The sequence below is a fragment of the Neisseria sp. HMSC056A03 genome (assembly GCF_001815685.1).
GTDB classification, from domain to species: domain Bacteria; phylum Pseudomonadota; class Gammaproteobacteria; order Burkholderiales; family Neisseriaceae; genus Neisseria; species Neisseria subflava.
Genome location: NZ_KV821620.1, coordinates 40,066 through 64,184, shown reverse-complemented (window position 1 = coordinate 64,184; position 24,119 = coordinate 40,066). Strand labels below are relative to the sequence as shown.

Below are 24,119 nucleotides of genomic sequence, written 5' to 3'. Positions count from 1 at the left end.
AATTGAAGTTTATCATAAGATACGGCACTTCATGCGTTTAGTGCAGCTATACTATTCCTTTGTTAAAGGCCGTCTGAAAGATTTTTTATTGCAAAAGATGGCAGTTTCCCTTTGAGAAATGCTGTCAAATGCGTCTGATTAGCGTATCATGTCAGCAACCGTTACCGAGAGCTTTGTTTTATGAAACCCGTATTTTTGGACTTCGAACAACCCATCGCCGAATTAACCAATAAAATTGACGAGTTGCGATTCGTACAAGACGAATCTGCCGTTGATATTTCTGACGAGATTGCCAGACTGAAAAAGAAAAGCAGTGAGTTGACCAAGTCAATTTTCAGCAAGCTGACTCCGGCTCAAATTTCACAAGTATCCCGCCATCCGCAACGTCCTTATACTTTGGACTACATCAACGGTATTTTTACCGATTTTGAAGAGTTGCACGGCGACCGCCATTATTCTGACGATCATGCCATTGTCGGCGGTTTGGCGCGTTTTAACGGCCAAAGCGTGATGGTTATCGGCCATCAGAAAGGCCGCGATACCAAAGAAAAAATCCGCCGCAATTTCGGTATGCCGCGTCCTGAGGGTTACCGTAAAGCACTGCGCTTGATGAAGACTGCCGAAAAATTCAATATTCCGGTCATGACCTTTGTCGATACTCCGGGCGCGTATCCGGGCATTGGTGCAGAAGAACGCGGCCAGTCTGAAGCCATCGGCCGTAATTTGTACGAACTGACCCGTCTGCATGTGCCGGTATTGTGCACCATCATTGGTGAAGGCGGTTCAGGTGGCGCGTTGGCAGTGGCTGTCGGCGACTACGTCAATATGCTGCAATATTCGACTTATTCGGTGATTTCTCCCGAAGGTTGCGCTTCTATTCTTTGGAAAACTGCTGAAAAAGCAGCAGATGCCGCGCAAGCATTGGGTATTACCGCCAAACGCCTGCAAGAGTTGGATCTCATTGATAAAGTAATTGATGAGCCTTTGGGCGGCGCACACCGTGATTTTGAAACCACGATGAAAAACGTCAAAACCGTTTTGGAACAGCAATTAAGCGAAGCGCAAAGCATGACCATGCCTGACTTGCTTTCTCGCCGTTTCGACCGCATCATGGCTTACGGTAAATTTACCGATAAATAAGTTTGACTGCTGAAAAAGCAAGCAGATGTCGCTGCTTGCTTTTTTTGTGTTCTATTTTTGAGTAATTCACAATTTCAGGCCGTCTGAAATGTCGCAACTATCCCCTGATTCCCTATTTAAAAGTTTTCACGCAGCTTTTCCTGATTTGCCGAGCCATACTGTGGTTGAAGTTGGTTTGAGTGGCGGATTGGATTCTGTCGTCCTGCTGCATCTTTTGCACCGGACGCGTGAATTTCACCATTTTGATTTGCGTGCCGTCCATGTTCATCATGGTTTAAGCACTAATGCCGACAGTTGGGCAAAATTTTGTCAGGATTATTGTCGGGGTTTGAATGTGACCTTGCGCGTGTGCCGTGTCAATGTGGAAAAACAAGGAAAAGGTTTGGAGGCTGCGGCCAGGGCTGCCCGATATCAGGCATTTTCAGACGGCCTGAAGAAAATTATTGTTTTGGCCCATCACCGCAATGATCAAATCGAAACATTTATGTTGTCGGCTGTGCGAGGGGGTGGATTACGCGGTATGGCGGCCATGCCGGTATGGCGTGATTTAAATGAAGAGATTCAAATTTGGCGGCCGCTTTTGGCATTTTCCCGTCAGGAACTGGCTGAGTATGCGCAACAATGGGGATTATCTTTTGTTGAAGACGAAAGTAATGAAGACTCAGGCTATTTACGCAATTGGATGAGAAATCAGGCTTTGCCGAAATGGCAGCAGCGTATCCCGAATTTTGAGCAGCAAATTTGTACCAATGTTCGATTATTGCAGGAAGATTTGCAGCTTTTAGATGAATTGATTGAGTCTGAATACCAGCGCATCAGTCCAAACGGAATATTCAGCATCAGTCTATGGCGGCAGTGTACCCCGCTTTTGCGTCGTCGGCTGCTTTGGTATTTTTTGCGAAAGCAAACGGAATCATTGCCTTCTTATCACAGCATTGCCGATTTTGCCCGAGTATTAGAAACCGCTGATCAAGCGCAGTTGAATTTGCCAGACGGGAAACTAGTCGTATATCGAGATAAGCTGTTTGTTTGTCAGGAAAGTGAGTTTCAAAAACTGCCTTGGTGTAATGGCAGGGAAGTTCGAGGCCGTCTGAAAGATATTTTGCTGGAAAACGGTTTCGTTTTATTACCCTTTAAGGGAGGTTTGTCAGAAGAGGAGTTGGAGAAGCAGGCGGTACTTCGAAATGTGGCCAAAGGTGATGTGATTCAGTCGGGGCAGAGGGAAAAATCAGTCGAAAAACTATTGCAAGAGTGTCATATTGTGCCATTCGTCCGTAAATATTGGCCGATTATCCTAAGTATGGGCAACAAGTGCCTTGCTGTTATTAATCTTCGGGTGGGAAGCGATGTTCAAATAGGGGAAGGCTATCTGCCTGTTCATGAAAAGTTAGCTAAATATATAGTAGAAAAGTAAAGAGACTAACTTTAAATTTAATAAGTATTAGTAATTTAACTACTTTTGCTAAGTGTAGATATAATAAGCAATATAGCTTATATTAGAGTATCTATACGAATAAACTTTTGCGATTAAATGTAATCTTGTGGAACTTTTTCAAAGCGATGCTGTCTTTATTGTGCACAGCACGCTTTACTATTTTTTGGTTTAAAGCAGTAAAACGATTAAAGGTTGGGTATGAACGATCGCCAAATAGATCAAGTTTTGGTGGAGCGCGCGCAGAAAGGTGACCATAAGGCATTCGAGATGCTGATGTCCAAGTATCAGCGTCGGCTAAACAGACTGATTTCCCGTTTTATTCAGGATGAGCACGAAGTACACGATGTAACCCAAGAGACAATGATTAGGGCTTATCGTGCGCTGGTTAATTTTCGCGGTGAGAGTGCATTTTATACATGGCTGTACCGTATCGGTATCAATACGGCAAAGAATTTTCTGACCACTTCGGGTCGCCAGTTTTTTGTCAGTTCGGAAGCAGCCAATGAGGAGGGAGATGTTCTCGATTTAACCGATCAGATTGCAGATTACCATACGCCGGAAGCTGAAATGATGAATCGGGAAATCTTGCAGACCGTCGAAGCAAGCATTGCGCAACTGCCAGACGATATGCGTCAAGCCATTACACTTAGGGAAATGGATGGCTTGTCTTACGAAGAAATAGCTCGGGTAGTGGATTGTCCGATAGGTACTGTACGTTCGCGTATTTTCAGAGCGCGTGAACTGATTGCAAAAGATTTGCGGCCGCTGTTGGATACTTCTGAAGATCAAAGGTGGTAATAAAAATGAATGACAAAACAAATAAAGCATTGGAGTATGTGTCTGCATTGATGGACGGTGAAGCATTGACTGATGAAATGCTGGATGCTGTATTGGCAGACGAGGAAGCCTTGCGCGCTTGGCATGAATACCACATTATCGGCGACTGTATCCGTCAGGGTGCTGCGGCGAGTGTTACCGGTGAAACCATGCAAAGCAAAGCATTTACAGTGCCTCAAAACGAGGCTGAAGGCAAACAGGAAAAATATGCTCAGCATGAAGCGGCCAATAGCGGCTTCTTCAAATTCTTTGCGGCTGCTGCCAGCGTGTGTGCGATTGCTGTTGCAGTATGGCAATTTACACCGCAAACTTCTCGTGACGCTATGCCGGTTGCAGAGAAGTCTAATGTTCAGCCAGCCCAAAATATTATTCCGGTAAGCGGTACGCCTAGTGATAAAGCAGCTTCCGAGCCTGGCGAAACTGTTGTGCCAAATGCGGCAAAAGACGGCAAAATTGAAAACCGTCCGACTGTCCGTACCGAGCAGCAAAATGAGCAGCAGACAGTTGTGCAGTAAAAAATGAAATCATGTAAAACCCTTGCTTCATTGTAAGGGTTTTTTATTTTCTAAGTAAAACCGTTAGGCCGTCTGAAAGCATAGCTTCAAGGAAGTTAAAACAGTTATAATGCGCTCCATGAAACTGATTACCTCTGCTCAAAACGAACAGCTCAAACATTTATTCCGTCTGCTGACACAGGCCAAAGCAAGGCGTGAAAGCGGTGAAACCGTATTGGAAGGCATACATCTGCTGCAAACTTATTTGCAAAGCGGCGGTACGCCCAAACAGGTTTATCTACCTGAAAAGAAACAGCAACATCCTGAAATTCAAGAAATTGCGGCGCAGTTGGATGAGGGATTGATTACTTGGGTCGGTAACGAAGCATTGTCTAAAATCACCAGTCTGACCGATGCCGATGATGTGATGACTTGGATTGATATTCCGCAGCAGGCAGGTTTGCCTTCAGACGGCGATTGCGTAGTATTGGAGCGGGTACAAGACCCTGGCAATGCAGGCACGATTTTGCGCAGCGCGGCGGCAGCCGGAATCAGGCAAATCGTGTGCGGCAATGATTCCGTGGATATCTGGTCGCCCAAAGTGTTGCGAGCGGGGATGGGTGCGCATTTTCTGCTGTCTATTTTCAATCGAGTGGAATTATCCGCTTGGATGGAAACGTATCAGCATCAAATTTGGGCAACTGCCTTGGGCGGTCGCAATATCGGTTTGTATGAGATGGACCTCAGTCAATCTTGTGCTTGGGTGTTTGGCAACGAAGGCAGCGGCGTGAGCGAAACGGTAAAAGAGAAGGCTGATGCCTGTGTCAAAATCCCCATGTTGGGGCAAACCGAATCCTTGAATGTCGCGATGGCGGCAACGGTTTGTCTGTTTGAACAAATGCGGCAGCGTATCCATGCCTAGGCCGTCTGAAAACAATAATACGATTTTATTTTAAGGAACAAAAATGCAAATACTGACTTTTGATGAAGCGGCACGCAGCCGCTTGATGGAATTGCTGGATGATAAATCTGAAGCCCATAACACCATGCGTTGTGATGAGGTTCAAGGTTTTATGATGGCTTTATTGAGCGGTCCGGATGCTTTGAATCCGACCAACTGGCTGCCAGAGATTTTGGGTGAGGAATCTTTGTTTGATGCCAAAGAGCGCACCGAAATCGAACGTTTGGTCATGGCAATGGCCGCCGATATGCGCATGAAGCTCAACGAAAAAATCCTGCCTGATCTGTGGTTTTATGAAGATGAAGCCGGTAATCCGGATTTCTACACTTGGTGTAATGCCTACCTTTACGCACTGGATATTGTGCCTACCGATTGGTTTGAAGCAGTCGAACAGGAAGAATTTGAAGATTTGTTCTATCCGATTATGGCTTTGGGTGGTATCTATGATGATGAGGAAAACGGCGAAGTCATCTTGCATCTGAATGAAAAAGAGCTGACCCAGCTGGAATCTGATTTGCCACATGTCCTGCTGGATATTTACTGGTACTGGCAGGCTATCATCAATAAGCCGCAAACCGTACGCCGTGAAGGCGAAAAAGTGGGTCGCAACGATCCTTGCCCATGTGGTAGCGGTAAAAAATACAAAGCCTGCTGTGGCAAATAAACCATGAAATAAAAAGGCCGTCTGAATGCTTGAAATTCAGACGGCCTTTAATGTTTTTTGTTTAGAAGAATGAGGCTAACCAAACAAACAGGATGGTTAGCGCAATGGTCAATGCACAGCCGATTTTGGCTACGGTACCGATGATGAAGCCGATAAACGTACCGATACCGACTTTGCCTGCCTGCCATGTGTCTTTGCGTGCGATAAATTCGCCGATGGCCGCGCCGGTCAACGGGCCGAGCAACAAGCCGGGAATGGAGAAGAATGCGCCGACGATGCCGCCGATAAATGCACCCCAAACCGCGGTTTTACTTGCGCCGGTATATTTTGCACCCAATGCGCCCGCCACATAATCCATTGCAGTACCGAATACGGCAACAATGGCCAAAAAGGTCAGCGTACCCGAGCCAAACACTTGATAATCGCCGGCATAACCCAACAGCCATGCGCCGCCAAACATCAAACCCAGTCCGGGCAAGGCAGGGTAAATAGTGCCTAAAATGCCGACAACAATGGCGATTAAACCGAGGATAATCAGAATGGTGGTCATGGTTTTCCTTTTGATAGAGGGGTGGATAATGGCGGTATTATGAGGGCGTTTTGCCGGATTGCGATAAAGGTTTATGCAAGAAAATGAAAATATGCCTAAATATTCAGACGGCCTTTCAGTCAATAGCTACCGAAAGGCCGTCTGAATGTCTAAACGCGGTTACATACCGCAGGTTTTGGGTTTGTTTGCCAAAATATTGATGACTTTGCGTTCGGTTTTTTGTGGTTCGATTTTAATTTCGCTTTCGTCTTCTTCGCTGCCGTCGGAGAAACGTTCCGGCATTTTTTCGCTGTCAAACGCCAAGTCGCCGCCGTGTTTCAGGCTTTGACCGCGTTCCAAGCCGATAAAGTCGAAAAGTTCGGTATCGGCCAAATGCGATGGAACGACGTTTTGTAGAGCGGAGAACATAGACTCGATACGGCCGGGGAAGCGTTTGTCCCAATCGCGCATCATGTCGCCGATGACTTGGCGTTGCAGGTTGGGCTGCGATCCGCAAAGGTTGCATGGGATGATTGGGAATTGCTTCAGTTCGGCGTATTTAATCAAATCTTTTTCTTTCACATACGCCAGCGGGCGGATGACGATGTGTTCGCCGTTGTCGCTCACCAGCTTGGGCGGCATGGCTTTGAGTTTGCCGCCGTAAAACATGTTTAAAAACAAGGTGGCGAGGATGTCGTCACGATGGTGTCCCAAGGCGATTTTGGTGCAGCCCAATTCTTTTGCCGTGCGGTAGAGGATGCCGCGGCGTAAACGGCTGCACAGCGAGCAAGTTGTTTTACCTTCTTCCAATACACGTTTGACGGTGGAATAAGTGTCTTCTTCAACGATTTTGTAGGGAACGCCGATGCTTTCGAGATAGGTCGGCAATACTTCTTCAGGGAAGCCCGGCTGTTTTTGGTCGAGATTGACGGCGACCAGTTCAAAATCAATCGGCGCGCTGGCTTGAAGCTGGCACAGAATGTCTAAAAGGGCGTAGCTGTCTTTGCCGCCTGAGAGGCAGACCATGATTTTGTCGCCCGGCTCGATCATATTGAAATCGTTAATGGCATCGCCGACGGCGTGGCGCAGGCGTTTGCTGAGTTTGTTGTTTTCTAATTCTTGCTTGGTTTTTTTGGACATGGCTGTTTGTGCTTTGAAATAATAGAAAAATTTAAGGGCGGTATTGTACCGCAAAAGAATAAAGGTCGTCTGAAAAACTGCGCTTGCTTGGTTGAAGCGGCGTTTTCAGACGGCCTGATATTTGCTCTTTATTTGATTTGAAGGGCGGTAATTTTGATTTCAACCTTCCAGTCGGGAGAAGCCAGTTTCGCCTCCACGCAGGCGCGGGCCGGAGCGCGTTCGGGGGCTGTCCATGCATCCCAGGCTTCGTTCATAGCGGCGTAGTCGTTCATATCGGGCAGATAGATGGTGGCTTCTAAAATATGGGCTTTGTCGGATTGGCATTGTGCGAGCCATGAATCGATTTGCGCCAAAACATTTTCAGTTTGCGCTTTGGCATCGGCTTCAGGATTTTCGGGAACCATGCCGGAGAGGAAAACCAAGCCGTTGGCTACGACGGCTTCCGAATAGCGTTTGCTTGCACCAAGATAGCGGATATCCATGTTGTCTCCTGATTTCAAAAAGAAGGTATGGTAACATTGCGACTGTTTACGTTCCACATTTAAGAGGGGCCGTCTGAAAAGGATGGCGGGAAACAACCCATGAGTAAAGCAGAATATCCGGTTACGCAGGCAGTACGCTTTTTACGCAGTAAGAAAATCGATTTTGTCCCTTATGTTTACGCGTATGAAGAACATGGCGGTACGGCGCGTTTTGCCGAATGTGCGGGCAAGCCCGAGCATCAAGTCATCAAAACGATCGTCTTGCAGGATGAGCATAAAAAAGGTTTGGTTGTTTTAATGCACGGCGACAAACATATTTCCACCCGCAATCTGGCGCGCGAGCTAGGCTTGAAACACATCGAGCCGGCAACAGCGGATCAGGCGGCGAAATGGACTGGATATTTGGTCGGCGGTACATCACCGTTCGGTATGAAAACCGCTTTGCCGGTTTATGTGGAAGAAAGTATTTGGGCTTTGGACGAGATTTTTATCAATGGCGGCAAACGTGGGTTTATCGTAGGCATGAAGCCTGAAAACCTGCGGACGCTTAATCCGAAAGATGTTCATGTTGCAGTCGATTCATAAAGGATAGGAATACAGATGGAACAATTAAATTTATACGAAATCTTGGGAGTATCTCAGGATGCTGATATCAACGTTATCCGCGAGGCTTACGGCAAATTGGTGGCCAATCCGGATATTCAGAAAGATGCGGAGCGGTTTAAAGCCATCGGACAGGCTTTTGAAGTATTGTCTCATCCGGAAAAACGGTTGGCTTATGATGCGGCTATGCAGTACGAGCGTCAGGAAACCAATACCAACAACTTCACTGATATGGCGACAAATGTGGTTAACACGCCCAGCTCTGACGTGAAAAACTATGTTTTTATCGCTTATGTGACATATGCTGTGGGCTTATTGATTTTGTTTACCCCCGTTGTCGGTGTGATCATGGCGTATGTTAAACGCGATGAGGCTCAAGGCAGTATTTACGCCAGCCATATCGATTATTTGATTAAGACATTTTGGGTGTCTTTAGTAGGTACGGTTTTGGGCACTTTTACTACACTTATCTTAATTGGTTGGTTGATTCTGTTGGTAACTGCCATTTGGTTTATTTACCGTGTAGTCATCGGACTGATTAAACTGAATGAAGATAAGCCCGTCTCCACTCAAGGATGGTTTTAAAGCATGGCATATTTATTGGCAAGTATCGTTTGCAGCGTGTTGGTTTCCGTATTGCTGAAAGTGGCGCGCAAGCAAAAAATCAATATCGAGCAGGCGGTAGCGGTGAACTACATCGTTGCTATAACCTTGACCATGCTGGTGTTAAAGCCTGATTTGAGCAATCCGCAGGTATTTTTACCGACTTGGTGGCTTTTTGCGGCCTTGGGTATATTACTGCCAACCGTGTTTGTCATTATGGGCAAATCCGTAGATGCGGCAGGTATTGTCAAATCGGACGCGGCACAACGCCTATCGTTGTTTCTGCCGATTGTCGCTTCATTCACGCTTTTCCATGAGCAGTTGACCGAAGGCCGTCTGATTGGTTTGGTATTGGCATTTACGGCACTGTTTTTCTTACTTTGGAAAAGCGATGGCGGCAAGAAATCCGGCGGCTTCAGCACGCAAGTAATGCTGCTTTTGGGCGTTTGGTGCGGCTACGGCGTCATTGATATTTTGTTCAAACAAGTGGCCAAAAGCGGTACCGCGTTTGCTGGTAATTTGCTGGTGGCGTTTTGTTTGGCAGGTATCTTGATGTTTGGCTACCTGTTTGCCAAAGGAAGCAAATGGACTAAAGAGGGCATAGTGGGCGGTATGATTTTGGGCTGCCTGAACTTTTTGAATATTGTTACCTACATCTCGGCACACCAAATCATGAAGGATAATCCGACCTTGGTATTTGCCGGTATGAATATTGGCGTGATTGTTTTGGGTACGCTGATTGGTGCGGCAATATTTAAGGAAAAAATCAGCAGCATTAATGCAGCCGGTATCAGCATTGCTATTTGCTCGATAGCCTGCCTGTTTTACTGGCCGCAGATCCGCAGCTTGCTAGGCTAAAAATACTTATGCCGTCTGAAAATTTTCAGACGGCCTTATTTTTATTATAAAATAGCCATTCATGCGCCGATTTGGCCGTATGGGAATTATTTTGCGCTTACGGGCGTTTCTATGTTAAACAAAGAAGTTGAACTCACACAATAATATCGATAGTTACATCATGAAACATATTCAAAAACACATTCAATGCGCCGTTCTCGGCATGCTGGTATTGTCCGGCTGTCAATCTTATCAGGAAGATCAAAGCCGCCGCAGCAAAATGGCTCAATTCGCGCTTAACCATCCCGTAGCCGCTCAAGTTATCGGTATGGAAGACGAAGGCTTAATCAATATGACCAGCAATGCCGCACGTTTTGCCGAGCGTTCAGGTTTGGACGATAAAGCAAACGGCGACAGCAGGGGGACACAAGTCAATGCCGTACGCCAAGCATTGTGGCAGGCGGCGATTGCTTCCAAATTCGACAGTATTATTGCAGAAAAAGCAGGTAATGCGCGTCTGACGGATATGGAGTTGCGTGAAGGTAAAGACGACTACTTCAGCCGCTACCTTGCCGACCAAGCGGTCGATCAACGCAACAACCGTATCGGCCGCAGTATCGGCAGTGCCAAGCCCGACCGCGATATGAAAACGCTAGCGGCAAGCATTTTGTTCTACTACAACAAAGTAGGCTTGTGGACGGCTTCCGAAGTGAACAACCGTTGGCACATCAAACAGGAAAAACTTTCAGACGGCCAGTATGCCGAGGCATTGAAAAACATCGCCAAATTGGATCAAAACGGCATGACCGAACAGGAACGTAGCGGTTATAAAACCGATACACTCAACGAAATCAAGCGTTCGGTTAAGGCCATGCGTCAAGTCGAAGACTGATTTTAAGACTTCATCATTTAAAGGCAATTATTATGAATTTCCCTCCGCGTTATGTCTCAAACACCCGTATGCGCCGTATGCGTAAAGATGATTTTTCACGTCGCCTGATGCGCGAGCATACTTTGACGGCAGATGATTTGATCTATCCGGTTTTTGTATTGGAAGGTCAGAATCAGGAAGAGGCAGTACCATCCATGCCTGGCGTCAAACGCCAAAGTTTGGACAAATTGTTGTTTACCGCTGAAGAAGCACTGAAGCTCGGCATTCCTATGCTGGCTTTGTTTCCCGTGGTAACGCAAAACAAAACCGAATTTGCGGAGGAAGCTTATAATCCTGAAGGCTTGGTACCGACAATAGTACGAACCTTGCGTGAGAAATTCCCAGAACTGGGTATCATGACTGACGTTGCCTTGGACCCTTATACCATTCACGGCCAAGACGGTTTAACCGATGAAAATGGCTATGTCCTCAACGATGAAACCATTGAAGTTTTGGTAAAACAGGCTTTGTGTCATGCAGATGCGGGCGCACAAGTCATTGCCCCATCAGATATGATGGACGGACGTATTCTTGCCATTCGCGAAGCTTTGGAAGATGCTGGACACATCCATACGCACATCATGGCATATTCGGCAAAATATGCTTCAGCGTTTTACGGCCCGTTTCGCGATGCTGTCGGCAGCTCCGGCAATTTGGGTAAGGCAGACAAGAAAACCTACCAAATGGATCCTGCAAACACTAACGAAGCCTTGCACGAAGTAGCATTGGACATTCAAGAGGGCGCAGATATGGTAATGGTAAAACCGGGTCTACCGTATCTGGATGTCGTCCGCCGAGTTAAAGACGAGTTCGGCGTACCGACTTATGCCTACCAAGTTTCCGGCGAATATGCCATGCTTCAGGCAGCCATTCAAAACGGTTGGCTGGATGGCGAAAAAACCATTTTGGAAAGCCTGTTGGCATTCAAACGCGCCGGCGCCGATGGTATTTTGACTTACTATGCGATTGAAGCGGCAAAATTGTTGAAGAAGTAAAATAAAGAAATAAATTAAAAAGCGGCAAACAGTGTTTATCCTGTTTTGCCGCTTTTTTGTATTACTTAAAATTGACTCAATAGAGCCCGACTAAGGTTTATTTTTTTAAATCTAAAAAATCTTGTATAGTCATTTTGACCAAATAAAGGCCGTCTGAAAAATCAGGGAACTGTTTTTTCAGACGGCCTTATATAATTTAAACCTTAGTGATGGCTGCAACCCCCGTGGGTTTCACGCAAAGCTTCGGCTGCTTGCTCGTCTGCGTGGTAGCTGGAGCGAACCATTGCGCCGATGGCGGCATTGGTAAAGCCCAATTCGTATGCTTCTTTTTCAAAAACTTTGAATTGGTCAGGCGTTACATAGCGCAAGACGGGCAAGTGGCCGTCTGAAGGTTGCAGATATTGGCCGATGGTAATCATCTCGATATTGTTGGCACGCATATCGCGCATGATTTCGCGTACGTCCTCGTCTGTTTCGCCCAAGCCGACCATGATGCCGGATTTGGTCGGGATATGAGGCATCATTTCTTTGTAGCGGCGCAGAAGCTCGAGGGAATGTTGGTAGTTGGCACCCGGACGGGCTTTTTTATACAGGCTTGGATGGGTTTCCAAGTTGTGGTTCATCACGTCGGGTGGTGTTTCTGCCAAAATTTCCAGTGCGATGTCCAGACGGCCGCGGAAATCGGGAACAAGGATTTCAATTTTGGTATTTGGGCTGGTTTCGCGGATGGCTTTAATGCAGTCGGCGAAGTGTTGGGCGCCGCCATCACGCAGGTCGTCACGGTCAACGGAAGTAATCACGACATAGCGCAGGTTCATGGATTTGACGGATTCGGCCAAGTGTTTAGGCTCGTCAGGATCCAACATATTGGGGCGGCCGTGACCAACATCGCAGAACGGGCAGCGGCGGGTACAAATATCGCCCATGATCATGAATGTGGCCGTACCTTTGGTAAAGCATTCGCTGATATTGGGACAAGATGCTTCTTCGCACACGGTATGCATTTTTTGTTCGCGAAGAATATTTTTGATTTCAAAGAATTTCTTGCCCGGTAATTTGGCGCGGATCCATTCGGGCTTTTTCAATTTTTGTTCCAATGGAACAACTTTAATCGGAATGCGTGCAGTTTTGTCTGCGCCTTTCAGTTTGATGCCGCGTTTGGGATCGTTTTTTACTTCTTCACTCATGGTGATGTGTTCTTTCTGTCGTTATAAAGGCCGTCTGAAAAGCTGATTGCGGCCTTTATGGCCTAAGGGCTTGTGGGTTCAGAGGGGCAGTTAAAAGATGGCGTTGGGGGCGAATATTTTCAGACGGCCTTATGCCAGCTCTTTTTGTAAATGCTTGGTCAGTTTGTCTGAAACTTCTGCCAAACTAGGTGCCGGAGAGACATAGTCGGCAATTTGGGTCATTTCCATACCGGCATAACCGCAGGGGTTGATATGGGTGAACGGACTTAAATCCATGTTCACATTAAGCGCCAAACCGTGGTAAACGGATCCGTCTTTGATACGCAGGCCAAGGGAAGCGATTTTACGCTCTCCGACATAAACGCCGGGGCGTTTGGGATCGGCGGCTGCTTCGATGCCATATTCTGCCAAGGTGGCGATGATGCTGTTTTCAAGTGCGGAAACGATGTGGCGGACACTGGTTTTACGGCGTTTGAAATTGATCATCGTATAGACGACCAGTTGGCCGGGGCCGTGATAGGTAATTTGACCGCCTCTGTCGATTTGGACAACGGGAATATCGTCGCGGATGAGGAGGTGTTCGGGTTTTCCGGCCAAGCCTTGGGTAAATACGGGCGGATGTTCGACCACCCATAATTCGTCTTCGGTATTTTCGTCACGCGAGGCATTAAATGCCTTCATGGCTTCGAAAGTCGGCAGGTAATCGACCAAGCCTTTGTGCACGATTTTCATTACAGCACCACTTTTACCAATTCGTGTGAAGTCAGGTCGCGGTAGATATTGTCGAGCTGCTCTTGGTTGTCAACATTTACTTTGACGGTTGCGCCGGTATAGTTGCCTTTGCTGCTTGGGCGCGTAGTAATGTGGTGCGGCTCGGTATCGGGAGCGTGTTTGCGCACGGTTTCCAAGATGGCGGATTCAAATTCGGGATGAACTGCGCCCATAACTTTCAAAGGGAAAGTGCAGGGGAATTCAATCAGTGATTTTTTTTCAGTTGAGTCTGTCATGGTTTTTTACTACCTTGTTTGGTTTGCTCGGGCCGTCTGAAAAGTTTTCAGACGGCCCGAAATCCGATATATTTTATCGTAAACGTCCATATTGGGCTATTAAAAATGATGTTTTCGAAAATAGGTGCGGATAAGCTGTTTTCAAGTCTTGAAATGCAGCGCTTCAGCCCAATTTTGAGCTACATTCTGATTTAACAATGATTGAGATTTCTAACTATGCCGACAAAAGACAAATATTTCGAGGAATACAGTGCGCTGGCTACCTTGCCTTTACGCGATGTCGTGGTGTATCCGCATATGGTATTGCCGCTGTTCGTCGGTCGTCCTAAATCGATTGCGGCCCTTGAGGCGGCAATGGCCAATGATGATCCGGTTTTCCTGTTGGCCCAGCTTGACCCTAATACAGAAGACCCTAAAGCTGAAGACTTGCACCAGACCGGTACAGTCGCCCAAGTTTTGCAGGTTTTGAAGCTGCCTGACGGTACCGTTAAAGTATTGGTAGAAGGTATCCGTCGTGCGCGCGCGTTGACGGTTGATGAAACAGGCGGATTGTTTTTGTCCCATGTTGAGGCGATTGATGAGAATAGCGACAAGGACAATCCTGAAATTGAGGCCTTGCGCCGTACTCTGCTGACTCAATTTGAGCAATATGCGAAGTTGAACAAAAAAATCCCTGCCGAAGTCATCAGTACCATCAGCAGCATTGATGACAACAGCCGTCTTGCCGATACCGTTGCCGCACATTTGCAGCTGAAATTGGAGCAGCGTCAATATGTATTGGAGACTGCCGGCATTGTTGACCGTTTGGAATTTCTGCTGGCGCAGTTGGAAGCCGAACTCGACATCATGCAGGTCGAGAAACGTATTCGTGGCCGTGTGAAACGTCAAATGGAAAAATCCCAACGCGAGTATTACTTAAATGAGCAAGTGAAAGCGATTCAGAAAGAGTTGGGCGAAGAAGACGAGCGCGGTGAGCTGGATGCGCTGGAGAACAAAATCAAAGAAGCAGGCATGAGCAAAGAGGCAGAAGAAAAATGTCTGTCTGAATTGAAAAAACTGAAAATGATGCCACCGATGTCTGCGGAATCTACCGTCGTGCGCAACTATATCGATACTTTGCTTGAGTTGCCGTGGAAGAAAAAATCCCGTGTCAGCAAAGATATTGCCAAGGCTGATTTGATTTTGAATGCCGACCACTATGGTTTGGAAAAAGTCAAAGAGCGCATTTTGGAATATTTGGCCGTTCAAAAACGTATGGACAAGCTCAAAGGCCCGATTTTGTGTCTGGTGGGTCCTCCGGGGGTAGGTAAAACTTCCTTGGGTGAGTCGATTGCCAAAGCCACAGGCCGTCAATATGTGCGTATGGCGTTGGGCGGCGTGCGTGATGAAAGCGAAATCCGTGGTCACCGTCGTACCTATATTGGTTCTATGCCGGGCAAAATCCTGCAAAACATGGCGAAAGCGGGTGTGAAAAATCCATTGTTTCTGCTGGATGAAATCGACAAGATGGGCAGCGATTTCCGCGGCGATCCGGCCAGTGCATTGCTTGAGGTGCTGGATCCTGAGCAAAACAACAAGTTTGCAGACCACTATGCCGAAGTCGATTATGATTTGAGTGATGTGATGTTTATTGCCACTTCAAACAGCTTGAATATCCCGACTCCGCTGCTTGACCGTATGGAAATCATCCGTCTGTCCGGTTATACGGAAGACGAAAAAATCAATATCGCCATGCAATACCTTGTGCCGAAACAAATGAAGCGCAATGGTGTAAAAGAGGGCGAATTGGTGGTTGATGAAAGTGCAGTGCGCGATATTATCCGTTACTACACCCGCGAGGCCGGTGTCCGCTCGTTGGATCGCGAAATTGCCAAAATCTGCCGCAAAGTGGTAATGCAGGTTACCTTGAATGAGGACAAGAAAAAAGCGTCCAAATCCAAAACAGTAAGCAAGGCCAAGCCTAAAGCGATTAAAGTTACTGAGAAAAATCTGCATGACTATCTGGGCGTACGCCGTTTCGACTATGGTGTGGCCGAAAGCGAAAACCGTATCGGTCAGGTAACCGGTTTGGCTTGGACCGAAGTTGGTGGCGAGTTGTTGACTGTTGAGGCAGTTGCTTTGCCGGGCAAAGGTACGATTCAATGTACCGGCCAACTGGGCGATGTCATGAAAGAATCGGTATCGGCCGCATGGTCGGTTGTCCGTTCCCGTGCTGAGTCAGTGGGTTTGGCTCCTGATTTTTACGAGAAAAAAGACATTCACGTCCATGTGCCTGAAGGTGCGACGCCAAAAGATGGTCCAAGCGCAGGTATTGCCATGACTTTGGCGATGGTTTCTGCCTTCACCAAAATTCCGGTGCGTGCAGACGTGGCGATGACCGGCGAAATCACTTTGCGTGGCGCAGTCTTGCCAATCGGCGGTTTGAAAGAAAAACTGCTGGCTGCTTTGCGCGGCGGGATCAAGCATGTATTGATTCCAAAAGACAACGTCAAAGATTTGGAAGAAATCCCTGAAAATGTCAAAACCGGTCTGACCATTCATCCGGTCAAATGGATTGATGAAGTGTTGGCTTTAGGCTTGGAAACTCAGCCTGATCAATGGGCGGCTGAATTGGCGGTTGCCGAGACCCTGCAAACTTCTAAGGCGAAGTCAAGAACAAAAGCAACCAAGCATTAAGTTGGCCGTCTGATGTTGCAAAAAATGTGGTTTTGCCCTGAATGCCACAAAAATAGGGCAATTCCACATCTTTTACTTGACATGATAATTTGAGAATTGCTATAAAGTGCGTATGTGCTTTAAAAGTGCTTAAGCCCCGAGTATTCGGGCATTTCATCATTTTTTACGATAGGAAGGGACTAATTGTGAACAAGTCTGAATTGATCGAAGCAATTGCTCAAGAAGCCGGCATTTCCAAATCTGCTGCGCAAAAAGCTTTGGATGCTACTACTAATGCCGTAACCAACGCGTTGAAAAACGGCGACACTGTTACTCTGGTCGGTTTCGGTACTTTCTACGTCGGCGAACGCGCCGAACGTCAAGGCCGCAACCCTAAAACTGGCGAGCCTTTGACTATTGCTGCTGCTAAAACTCCTAAATTCCGTGCCGGTAAAGCATTGAAAGACGCTCTGTAATTTAGAGTCTTTCCCTGAATGGGAATAAAAAACCGATTTGATTCGGTTTTTTATTTTGAAGGCCGTCTGAAACCTTTCAGACGGCCTTTAGTTTGTTGAGTGCATAAAAAGGCTGAAATCCTAATGATAAAAGGATTTCAGCCTTTTTAGTTTATCTTGTTACATTTGATTTTTATATTGATATACCTTATCATTAACGGAAACACAGTATTCAAAACAAACCGCACTTATCGAAAGAAGGGGCAAATAGCCATTCATAACCAATCTTTCAAATGTGCCACGCACTCGTCATACTTCTCACATTTTTTCAATAATCTGATTTTAAAACAAATGAAAAGAGAGGCTTATGTCTACCATTCCTTTGTCGCGCCTTAAAAAAGGCGCAGTCGTACATATTGATTCCATTGCTCCCAACCCTGTTTTTGGTGATTTGGATACCTTGGTAACCCGTCGTCTTTCGGATTTGGGTTTTTCCAGCGGAATGCCGTTGCAAGTGATTGCAGTGGGTGGTTTTGGGAGAGGCCCGTTTGCGGTACGTTTGGGTAACCAATCCCAATTCTCCCTGCGTTTGGAAGAGGCCGGGAAGATTATGTGTCGTATCGTTGAGGCCGTTTAAGGCCGTCTGAAAGAATAAGGAAAAATGATGGAACTAAGCTATTTTGCCTTGATTGGTGCGCCAAACTGCGGCAAAACCGTTTTGTTCAACGGTTTGACCGGCTCACATGCCAAGGTTGCCAATTATCCGGGCGTAACTGTTGATAAGCGCGAGGGCGCCTTCCTCGACGACGAGGCCGTCCGCATTATCGACCTGCCGGGCACATACAGCCTACGCACGACCAGCCCCGACGAAGCGGTGGCGAAAGATGTAATGGTAGGCAAGATGGGCATTCCGCCCGATGCCATTATTGCCGTTGCCGACGCGACCAACCTGCGTATGACCCTGCGCATGATTTTGGAACTGAAAACGCTGGGACTGCCTATGGTGGTGTCGCTGAATTTGAGCGACGTGGCCCGCAAAAGGGGCTTGAATATCGACGCGGCCAAACTGAGCGAGTTGTTGGATGCACCTGTTTTGGAAACAGTTGCAGTGAGCGCGTCGGGCGTACAGGCTGTACGCGAAGCCGTGGCGAAGCTGCCGCGCAAACGCTCTTTCCCCGCAAACCCCGCCTCTGCCGAACGCACGCTCGATGCGCTGGATAGCGACAAACTTTATCAAGAAGTCGAATCGATTTTGGCACAAGTGGTACGCACCCAGATGACGCTGCCCGCATGGCACAAAAAACTCGACGACATCGTGCTGCACCCCGTTTGGGGCATGATTATGCTGCTGGTGATCCTTTTTATGGTGTTCCAAGCGGTTTACACTTGGGCGGCGCCGATTATGGATGCCATCGAAGGCGGCTTTGCCGCGCTGGGCGAATGGATAGGCGCCAACATGGAGCCGGGCATCCTCAACGACTTGCTCGTCAACGGCGTCATTGCCGGTTTGGGCAGCGTGTTGGTGTTCCTGCCTCAGATTACGATTTTGTTTGCCTTTATCCTGCTTTTGGAAGACTCGGGCTATCTGCCGCGTGCAGCCTTCCTGTTGGATAACATCATGGCGAAAAGCGGTTTGTCCGGCCGTTCGTTTATTCCCCTTTTGTCCAGCTTTGCCTGTGCCGTTCCTGCCGTGATGTCGGCGCGTACGATTAATGACCCGCGCGAACGCCTCGTTACTATCGCCGTTGCCCCGCTGCTGACCTGCTCCGCGCGGCTGCCCGTTTACGCGCTGATTATCGCCGCCGTCATTCCTGACCGTACAGTGGGCGGTATTTTCAACCTGCAAGGCCTGACATTGTTTATTCTTTATATCGCAGGCATCCTGTCGGCTGCATTGGCGGCATATATCATGAAACGCTTGGCGCGAATGAAAGGCAATGTGCAACAATTCCCACTTTTGATGGAATTGCCGACTTTCCGTACGCCTAACTTCAAACACATCATGACCAGCCTGTGGGATAGGGTAAAAGCCTTCCTGAAACGCGCCGGTACCATTATTTTTGCATTGGCCGTGGTTCTGTGGGGCTTGGTAAGCTGGCCGCAACCGCCTGAAAGCGCAACCGGTGCAGCCATCGATTACAGCTTGGCAGGTACGCTTGGTCATGCTATTCAGCCGTTGTTTGCACCTTTGGGTTTTACTTGGGAAATGTGTATCGCCATGATTCCGGGTATTGCCGCGCGCGAAGTGGTCGTTGCCGCTTTGGGTACCGTTTATGCCGTCAGCGCGTCGTCTGAAGATGCAGTACAAAACGCACTGATTCCCATCATACACAACAACTGGGGCTTGCCGACCGCCTTTGCCTTCTTGGCTTGGTATGTGTATGCGCCGATGTGTGCCGCGACTTTGACCGTGATTAGACGCGAAACCAAATCCACGAAAAATATGCTTATGATTACAGGCTATTTGTTCCTGATGGCTTATTTTGCCGCATTCGTGGTTTACCAACTTTCTTCAAGGATACTATCGTCATGACTCAATATATTATCGTCGGCTTGATTATGCTCGCCTGCGTATTCTTCCTCTTGCGAAAATTCGTGTTCAAACCGAAAAAACGCGACTGCAGCAGCGGCTGCGGCAAATGTGGCGGTTGCGGTTAAATAAAGAGGGTTAGGTAAAAGTAAAAGGCCGTCTGAAATGGTTTCAGACGGCCTTTTTGTATGTTTGAACTATGGTTCAATCGTTGTTGTAGGGTTTTCTAAGATTCTGTGACAAAACGCTTAAACTGTCTTTTTTCTTGGGAAAATGATGCAAGTGATTAAAAATATCAATGTTCCCCCTACGAAATCGATTAAATGGTGTTGATAGACAAATAAGACCGAAATGGCGAGTAAAAACCCCCATATACCAAAAAATGATTTTAAGAATTTGGATTTGAATTCTCTACAATAAACCTCAGCCGAAAGAAAAGCGAAACTCACATGTAATGACGAGCATTGATTAAAACTACTGTCCAATTTTCCCAAAATATAAAAGAAGGATTTTAAAATTTGGTTATCGACTTCAGGCTTGGAAAAATAAAATTTCATAGGAAATATTACAAATAGAGCAGTAGAAACTCCGATTAAAAAGGTTGCTCTTTTTATCAGTAATTTCAGACTGCTTTCGTTCTTTTCCAAAAATATAGTGACCAAGAAGAAAAACGGTGACGTCATATAAGGCAACATAAAGATGGGCAAGAAAGGAATATTCCTTTCCCAGTCTATAAAATATGAAGGCACATTATCGACTGTATATGTATAAAACTCAGCTCCCTTTTAAAAAACGATAAAAAATATTGATATAAAAATTGTATATTTAATCTTTAGTTTCGATAGCTTATCCACTTACCGATTTTCTCCATCCATGATTCCAATATAATTAAAATCGTAAAAGTTCATCACACTATCATATATATCAGTGATATGGAATATGTCGCACTGTCTCTAATATTTTGTCGGATGGTTATCTCATCTATGGTTTCAGACGGCCTCGAAAGGTGGATTGTAAAAAAAGCGCAAAATTACAGATTAGGTATGATATTGAAGTGAATCTTTCAGTAGTCTCATGATTTATTGAACGGGAAGCCTGAAATGTCCGGTGATGGTGTAGCGGTAGAGGACGTCGTCTTCACGGGTTCCTGAGCCGATATTATGGATAATCAGTGGCCTGTCGCCGATTTTTCGATCGGAGACAATGCCGATATGGGGACGGTTGCCTTTTAACTCCCAAGTTACGATATCTCCGGCTTGATAGTTTGTGTCTTGAACGGCCCAGCCTTGACGCGTGAAATAAGTCATTAGGTTAGGGACGCGGCGGTGGTCGATATTGGTATCGGGTTGTTTCAAACCCCAGCGTTTCGGATAGACAGAAAAGTTACGGCTCATGTCTTGATGAACAAGCTCTTGCAAATCTATATTTTGCTCACGCAATGCACGGATGACCACGTCTGTGCAAACGCCTTTTTCCATCGGTACATCGCCCATCGGATAAGTGAGCTTCGTGTAAGCCGGATCGTAACGAAGGGTTTTGCCAATTTGGTTGCGCGCAGATTGTACGATTTGCGGTGATGGTCCTTCGGGTTCGGTAATCTCTTGTTGTAGGAAATCGGTATTAATACTTGGGATAGAGTTGTGATGACGGGCAAAAAATACAGCTGTTGTAATCAGAAGGATAGAAAGCACAATACTGATAACTATGGGCTTAAAGGCTGTTTTGTGTTTCATGATATATACACGGCTTAGATGTTGTTTGCATTATTATCAAATTTTTGGGTGGGTTGGCAATGCATAATGGAAAAATGGTCTTTAGCAAGTATGTATGGGTAAATAATAGATGAGTGTTATTTGGGTATTACTAAAACGTTTTTCGTAAATATAGATTTTAAATTGGTACATGATAAAAGGTCGTCTGAAACAGGTTTCAGACGACCTTTTATTGTAAAAATCTATAAATTTAATAGATAATAACTATTCTCATATTATCAAGCTAGAAAAGATAACCCGCTGATTAACTTGATATTTTATATGGTTAAATTATGTTAACTAAAACATACGCTATCCAAACCTGATTTCACAGTTGATTTAAATCATAATGTCTTGTGTCCAAATCTCTAAAATACCCGAAATCATATTAGATATTGATTTTCGAATAACAAACTACAAGAGTCGAGGAACGCAAAATGCCGAAAATCCCTGAGTTGGTTTGTCCTGCCGGTAATCTGCCTGCTTTGAAGACGGCGGTGGACAATGGCGCTGACACAGTTTATATGGGGCTGAAAGATGCGACGAATGCGCGCAATTTTCCGGGACTGAATTTCGATATGAAATCGGCGCAGGAAGGGGTAGCTTACGCCCATGCGCGCGGCCGCAATGTGTTGATGGCAATCAATACTTTTGCCCAGGCGGGGCAAATCGAGCGGTGGCATCGGGCTGTCGATACGGCGGTGCAACTGGGGGCGGACGCGATAATCGTTGCCGACCCTGCAATTATGGCTTATGCCGCCGAGCGTCATCCTAATTTGAGGCTGCACATGTCGGTGCAGGGTTCGGCGACCAATTACGAAGCCATCAATATGATGAAGGAACTGTTCGGCGTCCGCCGTGCCGTGTTGCCGCGCGTTTTAACGGTCGATCAGGTCAAGCATGTGATTGACAATACGGATGTGGAAATCGAAGTGTTCGGTTTCGGCAGTTTGTGTGTGATGGTAGAAGGGCGCTGCATTTTGTCGAGCTATGCGACGGGCGAATCACCGAATATGCAGGGCGTGTGTTCACCGGCGAAGGCGGTGCGTTGGGAGCAGCTGCCCGACCGCATGAACGTGCGGTTGAACCAGGTGTTAATCGACCAGTACAAACCGAACGAACCGGCAGGCTATCCGACACTGTGCAAAGGCCGTTTTGAAGTCAATGACGAAACCTATTACGCGCTGGAAGAGCCGACCAGCCTGAATGTTTTGGAAATGTTGCCCGAACTCATCAAAATCGGTGTATCCGCCATTAAAATCGAAGGCCGCCAGCGCAGTCCGATGTACACGGCGCAGGTTACCAAATCGCTGCGGCAGGCTTTGGACGCGGCCGCTGCCGATCCGGCTCATTTCAAAGTCAATCCGGTGTGGAACAACGCGCTGAGCAAGGTTTCGGAAGGGCATCAGACGACCTTGGGCGCATACAGCCGTCCGTGGAAATAAGGGAGGAGGAAAAATGAATCCGATGAAATTATCGTTGGGGCCGGTTTTGTTTTTCTGGCAGAAGGAAGCCCTGCTGGAATTTTACGCCGCCATGCTGGATGCGCCAGTGGACACCATTTATCTGGGAGAAGTGGTGTGTTCGCGCCGCCAGAAAATGCGTTTTGCCGACTGGGTCAGCTTGGCGGAAGATTTGGCGGAAAGCGGCAAAGAGATTATCTTGTCGTCGCAGGTGCTGCTGGAAAGTGAATCCGATTTGAAGCGCCTGCGTAAAATCACGGGGCAGGACAAATTCAAAGTCGAAGCCAACGACATGGGTGCGGTCAAATTGGCGCGCGAACACGGTATTCCGTTTGTCGCCGGAGCCAGCTTGAACATTTACAACGAAAGCACGCTGGCACTGTTCCAAAAACTTGGCGCATACCGCTGGATTGCGCCATCCGAGTTGAGCCGTAACAAAGTTGCCGAAATCATCAAGGCTTCAGACGACATCGAAACGGAATTGTTTGCTTGGGGCAAAATGCCTTTGGCGTACTCTTCACGCTGCTTTACCGCGCGGCATTACAACCTGAACAAAGACGGCTGTGAATTCCGCTGCTTGGATTACGAGCAAGGTATGGACATGAATACCCGTGAGGGCAAGCCGTTTTTAACCATCAACGGCATCCAAACCATGTCTTACGGCTGCCAAAACCTGCTGCCGCACCATGAGGATTTGCGGCAAATCGGTGTGAACATGCTGCGCCTGTCGCCGCAAATGCACGGCATGGCGGAAATCATCCGTATCCACCGCGATGTATTGGACGGCAAAACCGCACTGGCGGATGCGCTGCCCGAATTGGAAAGATTGACCACCGGCACGCTGGTGGACGGCTATTGGCACGGCCAGCCGGGTATCGAAGCCGTGAAGGAGGAATATTATGGCGTTGCCTGAAATCGTATTGCCCGCATGGGCGGGAAAAATCGGCGGAAAATTACCGGGCAGGCCACCGCGCTTCGCTTTGGTTTTTACCCTCAACACCATGCTCAAACGCGGATTGCTGCCCGCCGATATGAGCCTGTTTGACGGTCGAACCTTCGAAATTGACGTATTGGACGCAGGCATCAAGGTGCGTTTCACCGCCAATGCCGAAAAATTCATCGATGCGGATTTTTTGGGTACGCCCGATTTGCGCCTTGCCGCCAACGGCATCGACTTTATGCGCATGATGATGCGCGAGGAAGACCCGGATACTTTGTTTTTCAACCGCAAACTGCAAATCGAAGGCGATACCGAGCTTGGGCTGATTACCAAAAACCTGCTCGACAGCGTGGACTGGCCGTTCGGAGATTGGTTTTTGAAGCGGCAGATGTCCGACTGAATGCCGGTTCGTGCAAGAATAAAGCAAAGCATTCATCCATTAAGTTTATGATTTAAAAATAAAATATCCAATACCTTTTA

At 47.1% G+C, this 24,119-nt stretch carries 27 protein-coding genes; 19 read left to right on the top strand and 8 right to left on the bottom strand.

The features are described from left to right. The first annotated feature begins 180 nt into the window (after positions 1 to 180). The 6 genes from HMPREF3052_RS04400 to HMPREF3052_RS04375 all read left to right on the top strand — a co-directional run bounded on the left by HMPREF3052_RS04400 (position 181) and on the right by HMPREF3052_RS04375 (position 5,531). Positions 181 to 1,140: an acetyl-CoA carboxylase carboxyltransferase subunit alpha gene (locus HMPREF3052_RS04400; RefSeq protein WP_070748760.1), complete on the top strand. Its 960-nt coding sequence runs from the start codon at positions 181 to 183 to the stop codon at positions 1,138 to 1,140. A gap of 88 nt (positions 1,141 to 1,228) precedes the next feature. Further along, positions 1,229 to 2,554: a tRNA lysidine(34) synthetase TilS gene (tilS, locus tag HMPREF3052_RS04395; RefSeq protein ID WP_049352344.1), complete on the top strand. Its 1,326-nt coding sequence runs from the start codon at positions 1,229 to 1,231 to the stop codon at positions 2,552 to 2,554. A 219-nt stretch (positions 2,555 to 2,773) separates the two neighbouring features. Continuing rightward, positions 2,774 to 3,373, top strand: coding sequence for an RNA polymerase sigma factor RpoE (gene rpoE / locus HMPREF3052_RS04390; RefSeq protein WP_049352341.1), 600 nt, complete (start codon positions 2,774 to 2,776; stop codon positions 3,371 to 3,373). Between the two features lie 5 nt (positions 3,374 to 3,378). Further along, positions 3,379 to 3,927 (top strand): sigma-E factor negative regulatory protein, encoded by a 549-nt coding sequence (locus HMPREF3052_RS04385; protein WP_049352338.1) that lies wholly within the window; start codon positions 3,379 to 3,381, stop codon positions 3,925 to 3,927. Positions 3,928 to 4,045: 118 nt separating this feature from the next. Continuing rightward, positions 4,046 to 4,828 carry a TrmH family RNA methyltransferase gene (locus tag HMPREF3052_RS04380; RefSeq protein ID WP_049352336.1) on the top strand — a complete coding sequence of 261 codons (783 nt, stop codon included), beginning with the start codon at positions 4,046 to 4,048 and terminating at the stop codon, positions 4,826 to 4,828. A 43-nt stretch (positions 4,829 to 4,871) separates the two neighbouring features. Beyond that, positions 4,872 to 5,531, top strand: a complete 660-nt coding sequence (locus HMPREF3052_RS04375) for a YecA family protein (RefSeq protein ID WP_049352331.1) — start codon at positions 4,872 to 4,874, stop codon at positions 5,529 to 5,531. 61 nt (positions 5,532 to 5,592) lie between these two features. On the opposite strand, the gene HMPREF3052_RS04370 is transcribed toward HMPREF3052_RS04375, so the two are convergent. From HMPREF3052_RS04370 to HMPREF3052_RS04360, 3 genes are all read right to left on the bottom strand, one after another. Continuing rightward, positions 5,593 to 6,081 carry a DUF456 domain-containing protein gene (locus HMPREF3052_RS04370; protein WP_036472395.1) on the bottom strand — a complete coding sequence of 163 codons (489 nt, stop codon included), beginning with the start codon at positions 6,079 to 6,081 and terminating at the stop codon, positions 5,593 to 5,595. Between the two features lie 159 nt (positions 6,082 to 6,240). Next, the gene (gene ttcA / locus HMPREF3052_RS04365) at positions 6,241 to 7,200 is read right to left on the bottom strand and encodes a tRNA 2-thiocytidine(32) synthetase TtcA (RefSeq protein ID WP_049352328.1); all 960 of its coding nucleotides are present in this window, start codon (positions 7,198 to 7,200) and stop codon (positions 6,241 to 6,243) included. A gap of 128 nt (positions 7,201 to 7,328) precedes the next feature. After that, on the bottom strand, positions 7,329 to 7,682 hold the full coding sequence (locus HMPREF3052_RS04360) for a RidA family protein (RefSeq protein ID WP_003683286.1): 354 nt from the start codon (positions 7,680 to 7,682) through the stop codon (positions 7,329 to 7,331). A gap of 99 nt (positions 7,683 to 7,781) precedes the next feature. Here HMPREF3052_RS04360 and HMPREF3052_RS04355 point away from each other — a divergent pair, with 99 nt between their 5' ends. The 5 genes from HMPREF3052_RS04355 (at position 7,782) to hemB (ending at position 11,651) form a co-directional block, all read left to right on the top strand. Beyond that, positions 7,782 to 8,267: an aminoacyl-tRNA deacylase gene (locus HMPREF3052_RS04355; protein ID WP_003683433.1), complete on the top strand. Its 486-nt coding sequence runs from the start codon at positions 7,782 to 7,784 to the stop codon at positions 8,265 to 8,267. Positions 8,268 to 8,282: 15 nt separating this feature from the next. Next, positions 8,283 to 8,870 (top strand): DnaJ domain-containing protein, encoded by a 588-nt coding sequence (locus HMPREF3052_RS04350; protein WP_049352325.1) that lies wholly within the window; start codon positions 8,283 to 8,285, stop codon positions 8,868 to 8,870. Between the two features lie 3 nt (positions 8,871 to 8,873). Next, a complete protein-coding gene (locus HMPREF3052_RS04345) occupies positions 8,874 to 9,746 on the top strand; it encodes a DMT family transporter (protein ID WP_049352322.1) in 873 nt (290 codons plus the stop codon). A 160-nt stretch (positions 9,747 to 9,906) separates the two neighbouring features. Beyond that, entirely contained in the window at positions 9,907 to 10,617 is a 711-nt protein-coding gene (locus HMPREF3052_RS04340) for a DUF6973 domain-containing protein (protein WP_049352320.1), read from the top strand. A 32-nt stretch (positions 10,618 to 10,649) separates the two neighbouring features. Further along, positions 10,650 to 11,651, top strand: coding sequence for a porphobilinogen synthase (hemB, locus tag HMPREF3052_RS04335; protein WP_049329593.1), 1,002 nt, complete (start codon positions 10,650 to 10,652; stop codon positions 11,649 to 11,651). Positions 11,652 to 11,854: 203 nt separating this feature from the next. On the opposite strand, the gene lipA is transcribed toward hemB, so the two are convergent. The 3 genes from lipA to HMPREF3052_RS04320 form a co-directional block, all read right to left on the bottom strand. Next, a complete protein-coding gene (gene lipA / locus HMPREF3052_RS04330) occupies positions 11,855 to 12,838 on the bottom strand; it encodes a lipoyl synthase (protein WP_003683323.1) in 984 nt (327 codons plus the stop codon). 129 nt (positions 12,839 to 12,967) lie between these two features. Further along, a complete protein-coding gene (gene lipB / locus HMPREF3052_RS04325; RefSeq protein ID WP_049352317.1) occupies positions 12,968 to 13,570 on the bottom strand; it encodes a lipoyl(octanoyl) transferase LipB in 603 nt (200 codons plus the stop codon). Next, a complete protein-coding gene (locus HMPREF3052_RS04320; RefSeq protein ID WP_003679150.1) occupies positions 13,570 to 13,845 on the bottom strand; it encodes an HP0495 family protein in 276 nt (91 codons plus the stop codon). The genes lipB and HMPREF3052_RS04320 overlap by 1 nt, the downstream gene beginning before the upstream one ends. Before the next feature lie 216 nt (positions 13,846 to 14,061). Between HMPREF3052_RS04320 and lon the strand changes: the two genes are divergently transcribed. The 5 genes from lon to HMPREF3052_RS11295 all read left to right on the top strand — a co-directional run bounded on the left by lon (position 14,062) and on the right by HMPREF3052_RS11295 (position 19,613). Then, positions 14,062 to 16,521 (top strand): endopeptidase La, encoded by a 2,460-nt coding sequence (gene lon / locus HMPREF3052_RS04315; protein WP_070748758.1) that lies wholly within the window; start codon positions 14,062 to 14,064, stop codon positions 16,519 to 16,521. A gap of 185 nt (positions 16,522 to 16,706) precedes the next feature. Next, complete coding sequence (locus HMPREF3052_RS04310; RefSeq protein ID WP_003683413.1) at positions 16,707 to 16,976, top strand: HU family DNA-binding protein; 270 nt, start codon at positions 16,707 to 16,709, stop codon at positions 16,974 to 16,976. Between the two features lie 346 nt (positions 16,977 to 17,322). Continuing rightward, positions 17,323 to 17,592 carry a FeoA family protein gene (locus HMPREF3052_RS04305; protein ID WP_003683509.1) on the top strand — a complete coding sequence of 90 codons (270 nt, stop codon included), beginning with the start codon at positions 17,323 to 17,325 and terminating at the stop codon, positions 17,590 to 17,592. Between the two features lie 27 nt (positions 17,593 to 17,619). Then, positions 17,620 to 19,488, top strand: coding sequence for a ferrous iron transporter B (locus HMPREF3052_RS04300; protein WP_070748756.1), 1,869 nt, complete (start codon positions 17,620 to 17,622; stop codon positions 19,486 to 19,488). Continuing rightward, entirely contained in the window at positions 19,485 to 19,613 is a 129-nt protein-coding gene (locus HMPREF3052_RS11295) for a FeoB-associated Cys-rich membrane protein (protein ID WP_003683546.1), read from the top strand. Before HMPREF3052_RS04300 ends, HMPREF3052_RS11295 begins: the two co-directional genes overlap by 4 nt. A gap of 120 nt (positions 19,614 to 19,733) precedes the next feature. On the opposite strand, the gene HMPREF3052_RS12120 is transcribed toward HMPREF3052_RS11295, so the two are convergent. Beyond that, a complete protein-coding gene (locus tag HMPREF3052_RS12120) occupies positions 19,734 to 20,042 on the bottom strand; it encodes a phosphatase PAP2 family protein (protein WP_346341559.1) in 309 nt (102 codons plus the stop codon). A gap of 522 nt (positions 20,043 to 20,564) precedes the next feature. Then, positions 20,565 to 21,218 (bottom strand): DUF1287 domain-containing protein, encoded by a 654-nt coding sequence (locus tag HMPREF3052_RS04290; protein WP_070748754.1) that lies wholly within the window; start codon positions 21,216 to 21,218, stop codon positions 20,565 to 20,567. 455 nt (positions 21,219 to 21,673) lie between these two features. On the opposite strand from HMPREF3052_RS04290, the gene HMPREF3052_RS04285 reads away from it, so the two are divergent. From HMPREF3052_RS04285 to HMPREF3052_RS04275, 3 genes are read left to right on the top strand one after another with little or no spacing between them, the layout of a single operon-like run. After that, positions 21,674 to 22,681, top strand: a complete 1,008-nt coding sequence (locus HMPREF3052_RS04285) for a ubiquinone anaerobic biosynthesis protein UbiU (protein ID WP_070631052.1) — start codon at positions 21,674 to 21,676, stop codon at positions 22,679 to 22,681. A 13-nt stretch (positions 22,682 to 22,694) separates the two neighbouring features. After that, positions 22,695 to 23,612, top strand: coding sequence for a U32 family peptidase (locus tag HMPREF3052_RS04280; protein ID WP_070748752.1), 918 nt, complete (start codon positions 22,695 to 22,697; stop codon positions 23,610 to 23,612). After that, entirely contained in the window at positions 23,599 to 24,039 is a 441-nt protein-coding gene (locus tag HMPREF3052_RS04275; protein ID WP_049352304.1) for a ubiquinone anaerobic biosynthesis accessory factor UbiT, read from the top strand. Before HMPREF3052_RS04280 ends, HMPREF3052_RS04275 begins: the two co-directional genes overlap by 14 nt. Positions 24,040 to 24,119 lie beyond the last annotated feature (80 nt).

Bases quoted from the DNA above. Each gene is read 5' to 3' on its own strand.
- HMPREF3052_RS04400 (WP_070748760.1), top strand. From the start codon at position 181: ATGAAACCCGTATTTTTGGACTTCGAACAACCCATCGCCGAATTAACC.
- tilS (WP_049352344.1), top strand. From the start codon at position 1,229: ATGTCGCAACTATCCCCTGATTCCCTATTTAAAAGTTTTCACGCAGCT.
- rpoE (WP_049352341.1), top strand. From the start codon at position 2,774: ATGAACGATCGCCAAATAGATCAAGTTTTGGTGGAGCGCGCGCAGAAA.
- HMPREF3052_RS04385 (WP_049352338.1), top strand. From the start codon at position 3,379: ATGAATGACAAAACAAATAAAGCATTGGAGTATGTGTCTGCATTGATG.
- HMPREF3052_RS04380 (WP_049352336.1), top strand. From the start codon at position 4,046: ATGAAACTGATTACCTCTGCTCAAAACGAACAGCTCAAACATTTATTC.
- HMPREF3052_RS04375 (WP_049352331.1), top strand. From the start codon at position 4,872: ATGCAAATACTGACTTTTGATGAAGCGGCACGCAGCCGCTTGATGGAA.
- HMPREF3052_RS04370 (WP_036472395.1), bottom strand. From the start codon at position 6,081: ATGACCACCATTCTGATTATCCTCGGTTTAATCGCCATTGTTGTCGGC.
- ttcA (WP_049352328.1), bottom strand. From the start codon at position 7,200: ATGTCCAAAAAAACCAAGCAAGAATTAGAAAACAACAAACTCAGCAAA.
- HMPREF3052_RS04360 (WP_003683286.1), bottom strand. From the start codon at position 7,682: ATGGATATCCGCTATCTTGGTGCAAGCAAACGCTATTCGGAAGCCGTC.
- HMPREF3052_RS04355 (WP_003683433.1), top strand. From the start codon at position 7,782: ATGAGTAAAGCAGAATATCCGGTTACGCAGGCAGTACGCTTTTTACGC.
- HMPREF3052_RS04350 (WP_049352325.1), top strand. From the start codon at position 8,283: ATGGAACAATTAAATTTATACGAAATCTTGGGAGTATCTCAGGATGCT.
- HMPREF3052_RS04345 (WP_049352322.1), top strand. From the start codon at position 8,874: ATGGCATATTTATTGGCAAGTATCGTTTGCAGCGTGTTGGTTTCCGTA.
- HMPREF3052_RS04340 (WP_049352320.1), top strand. From the start codon at position 9,907: ATGAAACATATTCAAAAACACATTCAATGCGCCGTTCTCGGCATGCTG.
- hemB (WP_049329593.1), top strand. From the start codon at position 10,650: ATGAATTTCCCTCCGCGTTATGTCTCAAACACCCGTATGCGCCGTATG.
- lipA (WP_003683323.1), bottom strand. From the start codon at position 12,838: ATGAGTGAAGAAGTAAAAAACGATCCCAAACGCGGCATCAAACTGAAA.
- lipB (WP_049352317.1), bottom strand. From the start codon at position 13,570: ATGAAAATCGTGCACAAAGGCTTGGTCGATTACCTGCCGACTTTCGAA.
- HMPREF3052_RS04320 (WP_003679150.1), bottom strand. From the start codon at position 13,845: ATGACAGACTCAACTGAAAAAAAATCACTGATTGAATTCCCCTGCACT.
- lon (WP_070748758.1), top strand. From the start codon at position 14,062: ATGCCGACAAAAGACAAATATTTCGAGGAATACAGTGCGCTGGCTACC.
- HMPREF3052_RS04305 (WP_003683509.1), top strand. From the start codon at position 17,323: ATGTCTACCATTCCTTTGTCGCGCCTTAAAAAAGGCGCAGTCGTACAT.
- HMPREF3052_RS04300 (WP_070748756.1), top strand. From the start codon at position 17,620: ATGGAACTAAGCTATTTTGCCTTGATTGGTGCGCCAAACTGCGGCAAA.
- HMPREF3052_RS11295 (WP_003683546.1), top strand. From the start codon at position 19,485: ATGACTCAATATATTATCGTCGGCTTGATTATGCTCGCCTGCGTATTC.
- HMPREF3052_RS12120 (WP_346341559.1), bottom strand. From the start codon at position 20,042: ATGAAATTTTATTTTTCCAAGCCTGAAGTCGATAACCAAATTTTAAAA.
- HMPREF3052_RS04290 (WP_070748754.1), bottom strand. From the start codon at position 21,218: ATGAAACACAAAACAGCCTTTAAGCCCATAGTTATCAGTATTGTGCTT.
- HMPREF3052_RS04285 (WP_070631052.1), top strand. From the start codon at position 21,674: ATGCCGAAAATCCCTGAGTTGGTTTGTCCTGCCGGTAATCTGCCTGCT.
- HMPREF3052_RS04280 (WP_070748752.1), top strand. From the start codon at position 22,695: ATGAATCCGATGAAATTATCGTTGGGGCCGGTTTTGTTTTTCTGGCAG.
- HMPREF3052_RS04275 (WP_049352304.1), top strand. From the start codon at position 23,599: ATGGCGTTGCCTGAAATCGTATTGCCCGCATGGGCGGGAAAAATCGGC.